This is a genomic window from Desulfuromonas sp. TF, from assembly GCF_000472285.1.
GTDB lineage: Bacteria > Desulfobacterota > Desulfuromonadia > Desulfuromonadales > ATBO01 > ATBO01.
On sequence record NZ_KI421413.1, the window covers coordinates 382,435 to 397,756 of the forward strand.

The 15,322-nt window shown below is 59.8% G+C and carries 17 protein-coding genes; 6 read left to right on the forward strand and 11 right to left on the reverse strand.

The features are described 5' to 3' along the window. From DTF_RS27045 to rnc, 4 genes are all read right to left on the reverse strand, one after another. On the reverse strand, positions 1-268 hold a 268-nt coding region (locus DTF_RS27045; RefSeq protein WP_035055612.1), incomplete at its 3' end, for a GTPase. 90 nt (positions 269-358) lie between these two features. Then, positions 359-1,261 (reverse strand): GTPase Era, encoded by a 903-nt coding sequence (gene era / locus DTF_RS0104370; RefSeq protein WP_027714328.1) that lies wholly within the window; start codon positions 1,259-1,261, stop codon positions 359-361. Beyond that, positions 1,258-2,283, reverse strand: coding sequence for an elongator complex protein 3 (locus DTF_RS21860; protein WP_051360892.1), 1,026 nt, complete (start codon positions 2,281-2,283; stop codon positions 1,258-1,260). The genes era and DTF_RS21860 overlap by 4 nt, the downstream gene beginning before the upstream one ends. 3 nt (positions 2,284-2,286) lie before the next feature. Further along, on the reverse strand, positions 2,287-2,985 hold the full coding sequence (gene rnc / locus DTF_RS0104380) for a ribonuclease III (protein ID WP_027714329.1): 699 nt from the start codon (positions 2,983-2,985) through the stop codon (positions 2,287-2,289). Between the two features lie 174 nt (positions 2,986-3,159). Here rnc and tmk point away from each other — a divergent pair, with 174 nt between their 5' ends. The 5 genes from tmk to DTF_RS0104405 all read left to right on the forward strand — a co-directional run bounded on the left by tmk (position 3,160) and on the right by DTF_RS0104405 (position 8,853). Beyond that, positions 3,160-3,807, forward strand: a complete 648-nt coding sequence (gene tmk, locus DTF_RS0104385; protein ID WP_027714330.1) for a dTMP kinase — start codon at positions 3,160-3,162, stop codon at positions 3,805-3,807. Then, positions 3,804-4,772, forward strand: a complete 969-nt coding sequence (gene holB / locus DTF_RS0104390) for a DNA polymerase III subunit delta' (RefSeq protein WP_027714331.1) — start codon at positions 3,804-3,806, stop codon at positions 4,770-4,772. The genes tmk and holB overlap by 4 nt, the downstream gene beginning before the upstream one ends. A gap of 25 nt (positions 4,773-4,797) precedes the next feature. Continuing rightward, positions 4,798-5,820 carry a stage 0 sporulation family protein gene (locus DTF_RS0104395; RefSeq protein WP_027714332.1) on the forward strand — a complete coding sequence of 341 codons (1,023 nt, stop codon included), beginning with the start codon at positions 4,798-4,800 and terminating at the stop codon, positions 5,818-5,820. Positions 5,821-5,836: 16 nt separating this feature from the next. Continuing rightward, a complete protein-coding gene (metG, locus tag DTF_RS0104400; RefSeq protein WP_027714333.1) occupies positions 5,837-7,369 on the forward strand; it encodes a methionine--tRNA ligase in 1,533 nt (510 codons plus the stop codon). A 95-nt stretch (positions 7,370-7,464) separates the two neighbouring features. Next, positions 7,465-8,853: a TatD family hydrolase gene (locus tag DTF_RS0104405; RefSeq protein WP_027714334.1), complete on the forward strand. Its 1,389-nt coding sequence runs from the start codon at positions 7,465-7,467 to the stop codon at positions 8,851-8,853. A 28-nt stretch (positions 8,854-8,881) separates the two neighbouring features. On the opposite strand, the gene DTF_RS0104410 is transcribed toward DTF_RS0104405, so the two are convergent. From DTF_RS0104410 to rtcA, 7 genes are all read right to left on the reverse strand, one after another. Continuing rightward, on the reverse strand, positions 8,882-9,766 hold the full coding sequence (locus DTF_RS0104410) for a transposase (protein ID WP_027714335.1): 885 nt from the start codon (positions 9,764-9,766) through the stop codon (positions 8,882-8,884). A gap of 11 nt (positions 9,767-9,777) precedes the next feature. Beyond that, on the reverse strand, positions 9,778-10,122 hold the full coding sequence (locus DTF_RS21865) for a DUF3024 domain-containing protein (RefSeq protein ID WP_035055615.1): 345 nt from the start codon (positions 10,120-10,122) through the stop codon (positions 9,778-9,780). A gap of 364 nt (positions 10,123-10,486) precedes the next feature. Beyond that, on the reverse strand, positions 10,487-11,500 hold the full coding sequence (locus DTF_RS26390) for a hypothetical protein (protein ID WP_155890712.1): 1,014 nt from the start codon (positions 11,498-11,500) through the stop codon (positions 10,487-10,489). Positions 11,501-12,134: 634 nt separating this feature from the next. Next, positions 12,135-12,545, reverse strand: a complete 411-nt coding sequence (locus DTF_RS21870) for a four helix bundle protein (RefSeq protein ID WP_051360894.1) — start codon at positions 12,543-12,545, stop codon at positions 12,135-12,137. A gap of 108 nt (positions 12,546-12,653) precedes the next feature. Further along, positions 12,654-13,064: a PIN domain-containing protein gene (locus DTF_RS0104430; protein ID WP_035055617.1), complete on the reverse strand. Its 411-nt coding sequence runs from the start codon at positions 13,062-13,064 to the stop codon at positions 12,654-12,656. Continuing rightward, complete coding sequence (locus DTF_RS0104435; RefSeq protein WP_027714338.1) at positions 13,061-13,306, reverse strand: AbrB/MazE/SpoVT family DNA-binding domain-containing protein; 246 nt, start codon at positions 13,304-13,306, stop codon at positions 13,061-13,063. The genes DTF_RS0104430 and DTF_RS0104435 overlap by 4 nt, the downstream gene beginning before the upstream one ends. 158 nt (positions 13,307-13,464) lie before the next feature. Then, complete coding sequence (gene rtcA / locus DTF_RS0104440) at positions 13,465-14,496, reverse strand: RNA 3'-terminal phosphate cyclase (RefSeq protein WP_027714339.1); 1,032 nt, start codon at positions 14,494-14,496, stop codon at positions 13,465-13,467. Positions 14,497-14,747: 251 nt separating this feature from the next. On the opposite strand from rtcA, the gene DTF_RS25180 reads away from it, so the two are divergent. After that, the gene (locus tag DTF_RS25180; RefSeq protein WP_051360896.1) at positions 14,748-15,284 is read left to right on the forward strand and encodes a cytochrome c3 family protein; all 537 of its coding nucleotides are present in this window, start codon (positions 14,748-14,750) and stop codon (positions 15,282-15,284) included. The last annotated feature ends 38 nt before the right edge of the window (positions 15,285-15,322 follow it).

The following is a 15,322-nucleotide window of genomic DNA, read 5'->3' on the forward strand; positions in this document are numbered from 1 at the left end:
GGACGAAGAGGATGACATCGGCTTCCTCCACTGCCAGTTGGGACTGCTCCCGCATCTGGGTCAGCAGCCTCTCCTCGCTCACGGGCTCGAAGCCGCCGGTGTCGATCAGGGTGAAGGGAACGGCATAACGAGTCACCTCGGCGTAGTTGCGGTCGCGGGTGACGCCGGGAAAATCCTCGACGATAGCCTTGCGCTGCCCGAGAATACGGTTGAAAAGAGTCGATTTGCCGACATTGGGCCGGCCGACGATGGCGACGACTGGAATCATGATTATTTTCGCTATCTTTACGCTTAAAGGTTTTTATAATTTATAGTTTGTCGCTTACAGCTTACAGCTTATAGCTTGCAGCTTACAGCTTCAATCGTACCCGAACTCCTTGAGCAGACGTCCCGATTCGGTCCAGTTCTTTTCCACCTTGACGAAGATTTCCAGGAAAACCCGGCTGCCGAGAAAGCGCTCGATCTCCAGGCGGGCCGACTTGCCGATAGCGCGGATCATTGCCCCTCCTTTACCCAGGATGATGCTCTTGTGGGTGTCCCGCTCGACATGGATCACAGCGCTGATGACGACCAGATTCTTTTCCTCCTTCTCGACAAAACTCTCCACTGTAACCGCCACCCCATAGGGGACCTCCTCTCGGGTCTGCTTCAGGACCTGCTCGCGGATCATTTCGGCGGCGATGAAGCGCTCCGGCAGATCGGTGACCATCTCCTCGGGATAGTAGCGCGGGCCCTCCGGGAGAGAGTTGCGTATGGAGGCGAGCAGATCGTCGACCCCCTCGCCCGTCTGGGCGGAGAGGGGAAAGATCTCGCGGAAAGGGAATTTGCCGGCATAGGTTCCGATGAGGGGCAGGAGCTTCTCCCGGGGCACCATGTCGACCTTGTTGATGACCAGAAAGACCGGCGTTTCACTGCGGGAGAGGAGTTCCATAATAAATTCGTCTCCGCCTCCGGGGGGCGCCGTGGCCTCCACCAGCAGCAGAATGAGATCGACATCGGAACAGGCGGACAGCGCCTGGTCGACCATGTATTTGTTGAGCCGCCCCCGGGCCTTGTGAATCCCCGGAGTGTCGAGAAAAAGGATCTGCCCGTCCGGGAGGCTGTGGATGCCGAGAATCCGGTTGCGGGTCGTCTGGGGCTTGCCGGAGGTGATGGCGATCTTCTGCCCCAGAACCGTGTTGAGCAGGGTCGATTTCCCCACGTTCGGTCTCCCGACGATGGAGACGAAACCCGAACGGAAAGTGCTGTCGGTCTTATTCAATGGTTCTGTCCTTCATAACCGGATAAGTCGGTCAAGGTAAAGCACTGTCCCCCGAAAGCCATATGCTCCCTGGGGACAAGGCGGTTGGAAGAGATAATAAATTCTCCGAAGCGCTGTCGCAGATATTCGAGGTTGAACCGCCCATGGCCCCGTGCGTCGGAGAAGTCGGCCGGATGGACCTCTGCCCGCCTGGATCCGGTCGCCTCGCCTCCCCGCTCGAGCCCCCGCCGCCAAAGACGGGAGCGGATCAGTTGACCGAAGGCCGGATGCCAGGGGCCGGCCACCCAGGCCTGTCCTGTCTCCAGCTCAGGCGTCCCCTGCAATCCCAGGCGGATCACCGGTACGGTATTGTGACGGCAACGCCACAGCATCTCGGCGCACAAATCGACCGCCTCCTCCAGGCCAAGGGGTCGATAGTGGCCGGCATGAAAATCTTCCTCCAGCGCCGTTCCACGCAGGACCACCGTCGGATAGATGCGGAGAAAATCCGGCCGCAGGGCCAGAGCCTGCTCCAGCGAATCGAGGGCCTCCTCCCGGCTGCTGCCGGGAAGCCCCGGCATCAACTGCAACCCCACCGCCAATCCGGCGTTTCTGAGCCGGTCGACCGCCTCGCCGATCTCTCGAGCCCCGTGCCCGCGACCCGAACGACGCAGAACATCGGGCGAGAAGGACTGGCAGCCGATTTCCACGGTGCGCACACCCGACAGGCGGAGATGCTCCACGGCAGGCTGTGACAGGGCGTCGGGGCGTGTTGATATCCGGATACCGTCGACGCGCCCATTCCGGATGAAGGGGGCCGCGGCTCCAAGATAGGCCTGCTGGGCCTCTTCAGGCAGAAGCGTAAACGTCCCGCCGTAGAAAGCCACCTCTCCCCCTCCCGATTCCGGCAGAATATCTTCGAGGGTCCGGGCCACTTCCTCTGGGGCCGGCGCTTTCCCTTGGCCCGAGGTGCGCTGCTGCTGGCAGAAGCGGCAGCGATGAGGACAGCCGGCATGGGGTATGAAGAAGGGATAGAGACGCACGGATCAGTTTTCCAGCCTAGCCAGAGCCTCTTGGGCGGCCTCCTGCTCGGCAGCCTTTTTGGTCCTTCCCCTGCCGCATCCGATGGTTTCGCCCTCGGAGCAGACCTCGACGGTATAGACCCGCTGGTGGTCGGGACCCTCGGTCAGGGTCAGAGCATATGTGGGGGGTCGCCCCTGGCGGGCCTGCAGCAGTTCCTGCAGCCTGGTCTTGTAATCGATGCCGGCTTTGCGCCGTGCTGAACGTTCGATCTCGGCGATGCAGAGAGCTTCAATGATCCGGCGGGCGCTTTCGAAGCCTCCATCGCAGAAGACGGCGCCCAAAATCGCCTCCAGCGCATCGGCAACCAAGCTGTCTTTTTCCCGTCCACCGCTGCGGTCTTCGCCGCGGCCGAGTCTCAAGGAAGCACCCAGGCCGAGCTGTCGGCCGATTGCCGCAAGCCCCTTCTCGCTGACCACCTCGGCCCTGATCCGGGTCAGTTCACCCTCTGCAAGGTCGGGAAAGGCTCGAAAAAGGGCGTGGCTGACCACCAGGTCGAGAACGGCGTCCCCGAGGAACTCCAGACGTTCGTTGTGGGGAACATCCCGGCCTGGCTGCTCGTTGCTGAATGATTTATGCGTGAGGGATTCCCGAAGCAGGGCGGTATCGCTGAAGCGGTACCCGATTTTCTCTTCGAGAGCTTCCTCGCAGGTTCGTCGCGGCAAAAGGTTCTCCGTGCACGGACCCGCACCAGATGCGGGTCCGTTGAAAATTGTGGCTGATTATACAGTAATGGTCTGCTGTTATCAACGATTGCCGTGCCTGTTTCCAGCTTTTCCCTTGATTCTTCCCCTGTGCATTCCTATAATACGATGATTTACCTTAAAAGATTGGTGTATATGTCTCTTTTCATTACCTTCGAGGGGATCGAGGGGTGCGGCAAGACCACTCAGATTCGCCTGCTCGCCGAAAGTCTTCGGGCGCGGGGTCTACAGGTTCTCGCCACCAGGGAGCCGGGAGGCTGTCCCATCGCCGACGCCATAAGAAGCATTCTCCTGGATTCCGCAAACAGCCGCATGGCGCCCAGGACGGAGTTGCTCCTCTATGCCGCGGCCCGTGCTCAACATGTGTTCGAGGTCATTTCTCCGGCCCTGACGGAGGGCAAGGCGGTACTCTGCGACCGCTTTACCGACGCCACCGTCGCCTATCAGGGATACGGGCGCCGTCTCGACCGCGAGCTGATCGCACAGCTCAACCGACTGGCGGCAGAAGATGTCGTTCCGGATCTCACCCTTCTCCTCGATTTTCCCCCTGAAGAAGGGCTGCGCCGGGCATGTCTCCGAAATGAATCCCTGCCGGAGTTCAATGAAGACCGCTTCGAGCAGGAGTCCCTCGATTTTCACCGCCGAGTCCGCGCCGGATACCTTGAGGCGGCCGCCCGCGAAGAGCGCTTTCGTATCATCGATGCGCGGGGGACGGTGGCCGAAGTGGCTGCACGGGTCGAGATGACCGTGGCTGAATTTCTCCTTCAAAAGGAGCGGGCGTGACTTTCGCTCAGATCCTCGGACACGAACGGCAGAAGGACATTCTCAGAAGAGCCGTCGCCGCCAACCGCCTGGCCCATGCCTATCTCTTCGAAGGAGCCGAAGGAATCGGCAAGCGCCTCATGGCCCTCGCCCTGGTCCGTGCCGTGTTCTGCCTCGAGGGCAGCGGGTGCGGAAACTGCAGCGCCTGCCGGAAGGTGGATCACCACAATCATCCCGATCTTCACCTTCTGGAGGCCGAGGGCGCCTCGATCAAGATTGAACAGATCCGCGGGATTCAGAAAGAGCTCTCCTACCGTCCCCTGGAGGCGCCCAAAAAGGTCTGCCTCATCGACGGAGCGGAAAAAATGAACCCGGCGGCCGGCAACGCCCTGCTCAAGACGCTGGAAGAGCCGACGGGAGCCGCCCTTCTGATCCTCCTCACGCCGCGCCCCGAAGGAGTGCTCGGCACCATCCGCTCCCGCTGTCAGCGGCTTCCCTTCGCCCGCCTGCCGCGGGAGCAGCTCAAGAACGTTCTCCTCGCTCGTCTGGGTGTGGATGAAACCCAGGGGCATATCCTGGCCGCCCTCTCCGAGGGAAGCTTTAAAAAGGCTCTCGGAAAAGACCGGGAACTTTACCTGGATCGCCGGCGGGAGGTTTTGAAATCGCTCACCGCCCTGTCTTCCGGCAGCATCGTCCCCCTCTTCGAGCTGGCCCAGGAACTGGCGGAGGACAAAGAACGACTGCCGGAGATCCTGGAGATTTTCCAGGCATTCTACCGTGATCTGCTCCTGTTCCGGCACGGCCGTCCGGAATCGGAACTGGTGAATGTCGATCTCTTGGAAAAAATACACCGCATCGGAGCCAGGGAGACCGTCCCTTCCCTGCTGCGCAAACTCGATGCCGTCGCCGCCGGCCGTCGCCAGCTCGACCGGAACGTCAACCGCCAGTTGGCCATGGAAGTTCTCCTGATGCGGCTCGCCGCTTAGAAAACGGTTTATAAGGATAAGTTGAATGATTCGCATAGTTTCGATAAAATTCCGGGATGCCGGAAAGCAATACGATTTCAACGCCCAGAACCTGGAACTCAACCGCGGTACGGAAGTGATCGTGGAGACCGACAGGGGACGGGCTCTCGGAAAGGTGGTCGTGCCCCCCCGGGAGATCCCCCGCACGGATGCTCCGGAAGGTATTAAGAACATCATTCGAATCGCCTCAGACGAGGATAGGGCCTTGGCACGCACCAACGCCGCAAGGGAAAGCGAGGCCTTCCGCTTCTGTCAGCTACGCGTTCAGGAGCGGAAAATGGACATGAAGCTGGTCCGGGCCGAATACCTCTTCGACGGCTCAAAGATCATTTTCTATTTCACCGCCGACGGACGGGTCGATTTTCGCGAATTGGTCAAAGATCTGGCTCACCACTTCCATACCCGCATCGAGATGCGCCAGATCGGCGTACGGGACGAGGCCAAACTTACCGGAGGAATCGGCATCTGCGGCCGTGAATTGTGCTGCTGCACCTTTCTCACCGAGTTCACCCCCGTCTCGGTCAAGATGGCCAAGGAGCAGGGGCTGGCTCTGAACCCCAATAAGATCTCCGGCCAGTGCGGCCGGCTGCTGTGCTGCCTGAGTTACGAATTCGAGACCTATTGCTCCATGAAGAAATGCCTTCCCAAGTGCGGCCGCAAGGTCCAGGTGGAAGGGGGCGAAGGGGAAATCGTCGATCAGAACGTCCTCGCTCAGACCGTGACCGTCCGCCTCGGAGACGGGAAAAAGATGGAGGTCCCGGCCGACCAACTGGAAAACCGGCCTGCTCAGCCTGCCGAAGCTCCTTCACGGCAAAGATCTAAAAGCGACGAAGTCCCACCGCAAAGAGAGCGGCCGAAGCGCCGCCCCGCCCCCCCGGCGCCCGGACCCGTCTCCGAAAAACCCGTGGATCCCGCTCCGCCGGAACAGGGCGTGCCTGAGGGGGAATCGGCCGAACAGACGGAAGGCCGGAAGAGAAGCCGCCGTCGGCGTCGCCCGCGGCGGAAATGACATCAGGAGAGAACCGATGGACAAGCGTTTCTACATTACCACTCCCATTTACTACGTGAACGATGTCCCTCACATCGGCCATGCCTACACGACACTGGCCTGCGATGCGCTGGCCAGGTACAAGCGATCCCGCGGGTTCGACGTCTTCTTCCTGACCGGTACAGACGAGCACGGACAGAAGGTCGAGAAGGCAGCCCAATCCAAGGGGGAGACTCCTCTGGAGCTTGCCGATCGGGTGATGAAGCGCTTCCAGGCCCTGTGGGAGAAGCTCGACATCTCCCATACAGATTTTATCCGCACCTCCCAGGAGAGGCACATCAAGGGCGTCCAGCAGCTCTTCCGGATAATCCAGGCCAAGGGGGACATCTATCTCGGCGAATACGAGGACTGGTACTGCACGCCCTGCGAAACTTTCTGGACCGAGACACAGCTGATGGACGGCTGCTGCCCCGACTGCGGACGGCCGACGGACAAGCTCAAGGAAGAGTCCTACTTCTTCCGCATGAGCAAGTATCAGGAAGAGCTGATCCGCCATATCGAGGAGAACCCCGAATTCATCCAGCCGCGCAGCCGGCGCAACGAGATCCTCAATTTCGTCCGTGAAGGGCTGCGCGATCTCTCCATCTCCCGCACGTCCTTCTCCTGGGGGATTCCGGTGCCGGGGGACGAGAAACATGTCATCTACGTCTGGTTCGATGCTCTTACCAACTACATCACCGCCCTCGGATACCCCGAAGATCCGGAGGGGCAGTTCAAGACCTACTGGCCCGCCGACGCCCACGTCATCGGCAAGGACATCCTGCGCTTCCATACGGTTTACTGGCCGACGTTCCTGCTCGCGGCCGGCATCCCCCTGCCGAAAAAGGTCTTCGCCCATGGATGGTGGACCGTGGAGGGGCAGAAAATGAGCAAAAGCCTGCAGAACGTCGTCGAACCGAACATGCTCATCGACAAATACGGCGCCGATGCGATCCGCTACTTCCTCCTGCGGGAAGTCCCCTTCGGCCTCGACGGCGACTTCTCCCACTCAGCCCTGATCCATCGCATCAACTCGGATCTGGCCAACGATCTGGGCAACCTGGTGAGCCGTTCCACGGCCATGGTCCACAAGTATTTCGATGGAAATCTCCCCGCCCCCGGCGAAGACGAGGATATCGACCGCAGATTCATCGACCGATTCCCCGCCGCCGTCCGGACTGTCGACGTCCAGATGAACGAGCTGGCCTTCAACAAAGCCCTGCAGACGATCTGGGAACTGATCAGCGCCGCCAACAAGTACATCGACGAGACGGCTCCCTGGGCTCTGGCCAAAGACGAAGAGCGGCGGGAGAGACTGGGAACGGTCATGTACAACCTGATCGAGGCGGTGCGCCTGATCGCCCTGCTGATAGCCCCCTTCATGCCTGAAACAGCGGCCAGAACCATGGCCACCCTGGGCGGCGACCCCGAAGCTCTCGCCTTGGAGGGGAACGACGGATGGGGCGATCTGCATCCCGGAACGGCCATCGCCAAGGCCGCCCCCCTCTTCCCCCGGATCGAAGCGGAGTAAAATCAAGGAGAAAGGATCAAGGTTAAAGGTTAAAGAGAAACCTGAAGCTTCTGACCTTTAACCTTTTACCTTTAACCTTTTACCTATAAAGACTCATGCCATACCTTCCAAAACTCATCGACACCCACGCCCATCTCGACAACGGCCAGTTTGCCGCCGACATCGAGGAGGTCGTCACCCGCGCCCGCGAAAACGGCGTCAGCCACATGGTGACCGTCGGCTGCGACCTGGAGAGCTCAAGGCGCAGCATCGAGATCGCGAAAATCCATCCCGGGATCTACGCCTCTGTCGGCATCCATCCCCACGACGCCGGCCAGGCCACGGACGAAGGGCTGGACACCCTCAGAAGGCTTATAAAGGAAGAGGGAAAGATCGTCGCCGTCGGTGAGATCGGCCTCGACTTCTACCGCGACCGCTCGCCGCGAGACATCCAGCGCCTGGCTTTTCGCCGGCAGATCCGTCTGGCCCGGGAAGTCGGCCTGCCCGTCATCGTCCATGACCGGGAGGCGCACGACGAAGTCCTGCAGATCCTGCGCGAGGAGGAGGCCGCGGCGGTCGGCGGGGTTCTGCATTGTTTCAGCGGCGATACGGCCATGGCCCGCTCCTGCATCGAACTCGGTTTTCACATCTCCTTTCCCGGCACCATCACCTATCCGAAGAACGAAGCGGTCCGCGAGGTGGTTCGAAACATTCCCGTCGATCACATGCTGGTGGAGACCGACTGCCCCTACTTGGCGCCTCAGGGCCGCCGGGGCAAGCGCAACGAGCCCGCATTCGTGCGCCATACGGCCGAAATGATCGCCGAGGTCAAAGGGCTCACCGTCGAGGACGTGGCCCGCATCACCACCTTGAATGCCTACAACCTCTTCGGCATCGGCGAAGCAGACCAGACGACCAAAATCGCCTACCGGATCCGCAACTCCCTCTACCTCAACATTACCAACCGCTGCACCAACGCCTGCATCTTCTGCGCGAAATTCAAGGACTTCACCGTCAAGGGGCATCATTTGCGCCTAGAGCACGAGCCCACCATCGACGAGGTAAAAAAAGCGGTCGGTGACCCTACGAGGTACGAAGAAGTTGTTTTTTGCGGCTACGGCGAACCGCTGATCCGCCTCGATCTGGTGCGGGAGATCGCCGCCTGGCTCAAAGGGAAAGGGATAAAGGTGCGCATCAACACCGACGGCCAGGCCAACCTGGTCCATGGCCGCAACATCCTGCCGGAGCTCGAAGGGCTGGTGGACGCCGTCTCCGTCTCGCTGAACGCCCCGGACGCGGAGAACTACCAGCGGCTCTGCCGGTCGAAATTCGGCGAGAAGGGGTACGAGGAGGTCAAGGCGTTCCTTTCCGAGGCGAAAAAGCACATCCCCTCGGTCACCGCCACCGCGGTTGCGATCCCGGGGATCGATGTGGAAGCATGCCGCAGGGTTGCGCAGCAGTTGGGCGTGGAGTTTCGGGAGAGGGAGTACAATGAGGTGGGGTGATTTTTTAAAACCGATGACGGATGACGGATTAGGGCCTTTGCTGTCCTCTGTCCTCCGTCCTCTGTCGTCGCAGTTTATCGCCGACGATCCGGCTCACCGACGAATAGTGCAATCCTAGCCGGTCGGCAACTTCCTTCTGGCTGTATCCCCACCGCTCCACCGCCTCGATGATCCCGGCGTCCCGCTCTTTTCGGCTCCGCACGCCAGCGAATAGATCCTCGAGCGCCGGCCGTCCCGCCATCCGCTGTTGCCGCGGAATCTCGACGATCGCCTCCTTGCCTTCGAGAAGCGGCGCGAGCTCTTGGAGAAACCCTTCCCCGCCCAGGGCGATCTGCCCCTTCACTCTTTCGAAAGGATTCCCGGCCTCCATCCCGTCGCGGACGAAATTCCGAAATCGGCGAACCGCCTCTTTCCTCTCCTGCCCGAATTGTCCGAGGACCCAGTCGACGCTGAGACAGGAATGCGCCTCCTCAATTCCGCAGATACCCCGATAGCTGCTCCAAGGCCAGGCCTCCGGCATTTTAGTCGCCCCGGCCCGTACCGGATTCAGGAGGACATAGCGGATCACCTCCAGCAGATGGCTCTCCCTCTCGACCAGGACGGCCTTGTAACGCCCCTGGAAGAGGTGCCCGCTCTTGCCGTGTCGCCGGTTGTAGGCTTGGGTGTAGACTGCCCCCACCTGCCGCATCCCTCTTGAGAGATTGCCGTCGGGAGTTTCGATAACGAGGTGATAGTGGTTGTCCAACAGGCAGTAGGCGTGGCAGAACCAGTTGTGGCGGCGGACGGTGTGGGCGAGGATTCCGAGAAACCGGTCCCGGTCTTCTTCATTGGCGAAGATGTCCTGGCGGTGGTTGCCGCGGGAGGTGACGTGGTAGAGGGCGCCGGGGTATTCGATGCGCAGCGGTCGGGCCATTTTCGCCTCCCCTATCCCCAGTAGATGCCGGTGGGATCCCGGTCGATCTCCTGAAGGAGACGGTCGAAGTCCTTCACCGGGTCGATTTCCATGTCGGGATGCCATCGGGAATTGCGGTCGGAACAGTAGAGGGTCCATAGATTGTCGGCGGGGTCGTAGCGGAACTGTGCCACGGGAATCTCCACCCCTTTCTCTGGCATGCCGAAGGCGGGGCGGCTTTCAGAGAGGCTGACGGTGTTGCCTCGGAACTTAAAGGTGAGGCGGATTTCGTTGTGCAGGTGCGCGGGGATTTTTCTCTGGCAGTAGGCGGAGAGCTTCTTTTCGACGAGTTGTTTGACGAGAGGTGGGAGGGGCATGGGTTGGGTCCTTTCGGAAGGAATATCGTGAAAGGATAGAGAGAATAGGCAAAAAGTCAAGAATAAAGACTTGACCCCCTAGACGTCCGACCCCCTAGACGTCCTGACCCCCTAGACGTCCATCTCTTGCTTCCTCCCTTGAAATTTTGAGTTTCTGGTAGACTTGTCATTGCCTCATTCCGCCCTTCTGATCCCTCTCAATCCCTTCCCCTCCCGAGCCAACCGCACATGCCCCCCGTCATCCCTCCGATGAAACACAAACAGATTCCGGCTCGGCGCCCCACGACAACTCCACATAGATCTGGGTCTCCCGGTCTTGAAACTAGCAACCTATTGCTCGTGCTGGAAGTATGCTTAAGTCAGTTCATGGCGGACTATTTTTGCTCAAATCCACACCAAGAATCCCAGCAATTTTCCTTCTGAAAAAAATAGCAACCAAGGCCAACGCACTTGCAACCAATCCTCCCCAGAAATCTAGAATTGCCTTCCAGGTAGCCTCCCATATCTGAACCGAATAGAATTTGACGAGGGTCCACGAGTCGGCAACCTCGACCGAAACCTCAAGGTCAGTGGCCGATTTTGGGACGGGTGTCCCCTTGCAATCGTTACTAGAAAATAGCAACACGTCTGCCCCCACCCGCAGCGTACCGGTCTTTTGAGGATAAAAATTAAACCGAACCGTCACTCCAGTGGGATCAATCAGAACACATTTGCTCTCAGGAGGATCGAACTTAATATGTCGTGGGAAGGGCGTTACCATAGCGCTCTTGCCGGTCGCCGCAATCACTTTTTGGGTCTTGGCCATCTGGCTGGGCAAATCCGGTATTCGATCGGCGCTACCTATCCAAATTCTAAGTTCACCTGGGGAGCCAGGCAAGGTCAGTCGCGAGTCAGCCCCGAGGGCCAATCGGTAGCCTTCAAAAGGTCCCGGCTCTCGAGTTCCCAAAGAGGGAAAAGACGAACCCGCTGTTGATTCGGAGACGGATTGGCCTCCGGACCCACCTGACAAGATTAAAGCTGGCCCAGAGCCCGATTCAGCGAGACTGGCCGTCGGCATTGCCTCTTCCGCTCCACCAAAGGTGTAGGAGGAGGAATCAGTGGCTCCCGAACCAGCCACAAGTTCATCGGGTAGTGGGGCCGCAAAGACAGGAGCGGGCGAATTGACAGGCATCTCAATCGAAGCACTTCCACTTTCCGTTGGTTCAGCAACAGGAATCTCGCCAGAAAGCACCCCTGCCCAGGAGGCCTGACCTGCCCTAGTGAAAGCACCGTTTGCGGCGTAGCTTTTTGTACACCCCTGCAGATGAGGAAGCCCCAAAAGAGCAACCAGCAGGAATAGCCCCTTTTCCAAGTTCATGGCTAATTTCTTGACGTACATATCATGCCCTTGGCGATGGGGAGGAGCCCACCCTATTGCATGCCTGACTCACTTCTTGAGAAGAACCGTTCCTCTATCATTTATCGTCTCTCCAGCCGGCTTCACCTTCTTGAATCTCCGCCGCGACTGATCAGCACGATCAAACCTAAAGACATTCATGTCCACCTAACGCTTCAGGGTAATATCAACGTAAGTAGTCTGATTGGGCAGGATGATGTCCTCATAAGGAAGGACGAGGGGTCTTGCAGCGCCACATCACCAAAACACAAAAGCCACTCCCATCAGCACCCTGCTGACAAAAGCGGCTTCTTCCCTTCTTCCACTCCTCCAACCACACCCAACCCTCCCAGCAAATCCCGCCGGCCAACGGCAGACCAAACTTCGACGGGGGGAGTTAATGAAAAGAAAATACAATGAGTTTGGTTTTACGCTATTTCCCGTAGGGGTGTCAACATTTTTTGCCCAATAAACGAGAGACCGTATGACGGGAGGCAAAAAATGCGATGACGGAGGACAGACGACGGATGACAGAACATTCAAAAACGATGACAGAGGACCGATGACAGAGGACAGCAAAAACCCTTCAAGCTCTTTTCCTGAGGTTTCGCTGTCCTCAGTCCTCCGTCTTCCGTCCTCAGGAATTTGCCGTCCTCTGGCCTTTGGAGTATCGCCGGCAGAAAGGTTCGGGATTCTCCATCATACTCCCGAGCATGCGGCCGATATCCTTGCAAATTTCAAGGAGATGGGTGCATTGGTCCGCAGAGAGGTAAGAGCACTCGAAGGCGGTCTGGATCCAATGCTGGGTTTCTGCTTGTTCGCCGTCCGAATCGGAGAGCTTGCTGACGAAGTGAAGGGGGTAGCGGCGCTTCTGCCAGGCTTCGGCGATGTTGGCCCCGATCGACCGGGCCGAGCGGCGAACCTGGTCCGTCAGAGAATAGGTCTCCGCCTTGGGGAAGGTCTTGCTTATCTCGAAGATTTGTCTCTGCAACTCCAGGGCCCGCGCATAAACGCGCAGATCCCGAAAGCTCGCGATTTTCTCAGCCATGTCCCCCTCCGTCTTTTAAAAACGAGGACGGATGACCGGCGCTGTCCTCTGTCCTCTGTCCTCCGTCCTCTGTCCTCCGTCCTCTGTCCTCCGTCCTCGCTTTTGAACCTAAGGCTCCTTCCTCTCGATCCCCTCGATGCGCCCCAGGTGCTTCCTGTCGAAGGAGTATAGCCCCGTCAGTCCACGCCGCTCCATCACGGCGACGATGTAGCCGTCGATGAAGTCCACCCCCTTGGTTTCGTAGTGCGCCAGCGCCCGCTCGACCAGGGCTCCGCCGATGACCTCCAGTCCGGGGGTGGCGAGGATGGCGCGGACCAGGGGAGCGATATCAGCCGCCTTCAGCCCGTAGGCGGACTCCAGCACCCAGACCATCTCGGCCACCACCATCTCCGCCGTTACCAGACGCACCTTGCCGGCGGCGGCATCGGCAAGCAGCCGCTCCACCCTTTCGGCCTTTTCCGGATCGTCATTGGTCAGATAGCGAATGAAGAGGTTGGTGTCGATGAAACAGGCCGTCATTCCAGCTCCTCGCCCACCCGCCGGGCGACGGATGCCTTGGCTTTTTCCCGCTCCCCGGCAAAATCCCCCTTCCCTTTCGCCTTCACCGCCCCACGCAGGTCGCGCAGGGTTTTCACCGGCACCAGAATCACCCGATCCCCTTCCAGAACGAAGTCGACCTTGTCCTCGGTGCGGATGCCGAGTTTTTTCCGAATCTCCTGCGGAATGGTAACCTGACCCTTTGAAGTTACTTTGGCAAGCATATTCTTACTCCTCAACAAATTTCTTACTTTTGATTCTAGTTGGAAAGAGCCGAGAGTGCAAGCTTGATTTCTGGTTTACGTCGCGTTCGTTGCGTCGTCGCGTGAGACTGCTTTTTCTAGGTTGAACCGGCCTCCTTCCTCAGAATTCCTCTCACCTCTCACTGCTTCCTCCTCAAACGCACCAACCCGACCTTCCCCTCCTCCCCCTCGATCTCAATCTTCACAGGTAGGAACTTCCCGATCACCCAGGCGTTGGTAAGCAGGTGCCTGGTCACGCGAGCCGTGCGTAGCTCGGACGTTCCGGGCACCAGTGCAAGGGGAATGAGCATCTGGTCGGCGAGGTACTCGTCGACGGCGGCTCCGGAGGCCGAAAATCGCAGGAAGGCATCGACCGCCTCGTCGGCGACCCGCTCGGCCGGTTTCCCTCGTTCCCCCAGGGCGGCGTAGCCGCAGCGGGAAGCCTCGAAGTCGCCCTGGATCATGAGCATCGACCCCGGACTTGCCGCGCTCATTCTGAACTGCTCTACCTCGGTGGGCGCGCCGCAACCCTCCAGCCGCATCCGTGCCTGCCGGCTCTGCCGCCCGGCGATCGACTCGTCGAGATTGGCCACCGTCGAGAGAATCTTGATTCTCAACAGGCGACCGGAGTCTACCAGGCGCAATGGTTGGGCGGGAAGTCCGGGACGGATGACGGCACTCACCATGCCTCCACCCCGGGGATAAAAACCGGCCCGGGACATGCGGATCTCCGCCTTCACTCCCAGCCGCTGCAGGCAGGGAATCCAGACCCTCTCAAGGTAGTGATAGGACGGGCTCCAGGGAACGTGGGTGCCGCCGGTGACGGCGGCGTGCGATTCGCCGCCCGCGGCCGCTAGGGGAAGGATCACCGTCTGCAGCACGAGGGTGGCGGCCCCGGCGGTTCCGATGTCGAACCGGTATTCCCCCGGTTTCACGGGCCCCGGTTCGAAATCCAGGACCTGCGACCCCTGCCGGTCCCCCTCCACCCGCGCCCCGCTCACCGCAGCCGCGGCGCGCACCGCCTGCAGGTGCTGGGCCATCAACCCCGGCTTTTTCCGCCCCGCCCGGATGTTCCCGATCCGCACGGCCCTGCCGGTGAGCACGGCAAGGGTCAGCGCGCTGCGAAGCACCTGCCCACCCCCCTCCCCCCGCGATCCGTCGATCTCGATCATCCCTGCTTCCCCCTTCAGCCTCTTTCCTGTGCGACCACGAGTAGTCGCCCTATAGACAAATTTATCAACCACACTTAAGTATTTTGAATTTCGTTGCGTCGTTGCGTCGTCGCGTGAGTATGGTTTATTCGACGAAGCAACAGAGAAATTATTCCACACCTCTGGAGGGATGGAAAGAAGCTGCTAAACTGTCGATGATTCCGTGCCAGCACGGCAGATGCCGTCCTTCATTACCAGAAAAGGAGAATCCCATGAGATCATTTTCCTGGCTCGCCATCCTGCTGTCGACCCTGTTCGTCCTTGCCGCCTGTGAGAGAGAAAAACCGCAGGAAGTCCCGGCGCCCCCGACCGAAACCGCCCCCCCGCCGGCGACCGAAGAGATGAAAACGCCCGCCGAAAGCCCGCCGCCGGCGCCGGGAGAACCCGCACAGCCTCAGGCCGGGCAGCAGGAGGGTTACGTGACTCCACAGGAGGGGGAGCGCAGGGACATGCAGAACCTGGAAGTCGTCGACAAAAACATTTCCGAGGCGACCGGCCAGCCTTCGGCCATGGAAACACCCGTGCCGGATACGGGACCTGAAACGGCTGTCCTGGAGGCCAGTATGGGAAACATCACGTTTCCTCACAGGGCTCACGCCGAACGGGAGGGCTGCGCCGCCTGTCACGAACAGACTCCGCCACAAAAGATCGAACTCGATCAGGAAACGGGGCACAAGCTCTGCCGGGGGTGTCACCAGGAGCGTGGGGCGGGACCGACGAAATGTACGGATTGCCACAAGAAAGAATAGGTAGAGGAGAAAGTCGGATGATTAAGGGCGGGGCGAGG

Bases quoted from the DNA above. Each gene is read 5' to 3' on its own strand.
- tmk (WP_027714330.1), top strand. From the start codon at position 3,160: ATGTCTCTTTTCATTACCTTCGAGGGGATCGAGGGGTGCGGCAAGACC.
- DTF_RS0104395 (WP_027714332.1), top strand. From the start codon at position 4,798: ATGATTCGCATAGTTTCGATAAAATTCCGGGATGCCGGAAAGCAATAC.
- metG (WP_027714333.1), top strand. From the start codon at position 5,837: ATGGACAAGCGTTTCTACATTACCACTCCCATTTACTACGTGAACGAT.
- DTF_RS0104405 (WP_027714334.1), top strand. From the start codon at position 7,465: ATGCCATACCTTCCAAAACTCATCGACACCCACGCCCATCTCGACAAC.
- DTF_RS0104410 (WP_027714335.1), bottom strand. From the start codon at position 9,766: ATGGCCCGACCGCTGCGCATCGAATACCCCGGCGCCCTCTACCACGTC.
- DTF_RS21865 (WP_035055615.1), bottom strand. From the start codon at position 10,122: ATGCCCCTCCCACCTCTCGTCAAACAACTCGTCGAAAAGAAGCTCTCC.
- DTF_RS26390 (WP_155890712.1), bottom strand. From the start codon at position 11,500: ATGTACGTCAAGAAATTAGCCATGAACTTGGAAAAGGGGCTATTCCTG.
- DTF_RS21870 (WP_051360894.1), bottom strand. From the start codon at position 12,545: ATGGCTGAGAAAATCGCGAGCTTTCGGGATCTGCGCGTTTATGCGCGG.
- DTF_RS0104430 (WP_035055617.1), bottom strand. From the start codon at position 13,064: ATGACGGCCTGTTTCATCGACACCAACCTCTTCATTCGCTATCTGACC.
- DTF_RS0104435 (WP_027714338.1), bottom strand. From the start codon at position 13,306: ATGCTTGCCAAAGTAACTTCAAAGGGTCAGGTTACCATTCCGCAGGAG.
- rtcA (WP_027714339.1), bottom strand. From the start codon at position 14,496: ATGATCGAGATCGACGGATCGCGGGGGGAGGGGGGTGGGCAGGTGCTT.
- DTF_RS25180 (WP_051360896.1), top strand. From the start codon at position 14,748: ATGAGATCATTTTCCTGGCTCGCCATCCTGCTGTCGACCCTGTTCGTC.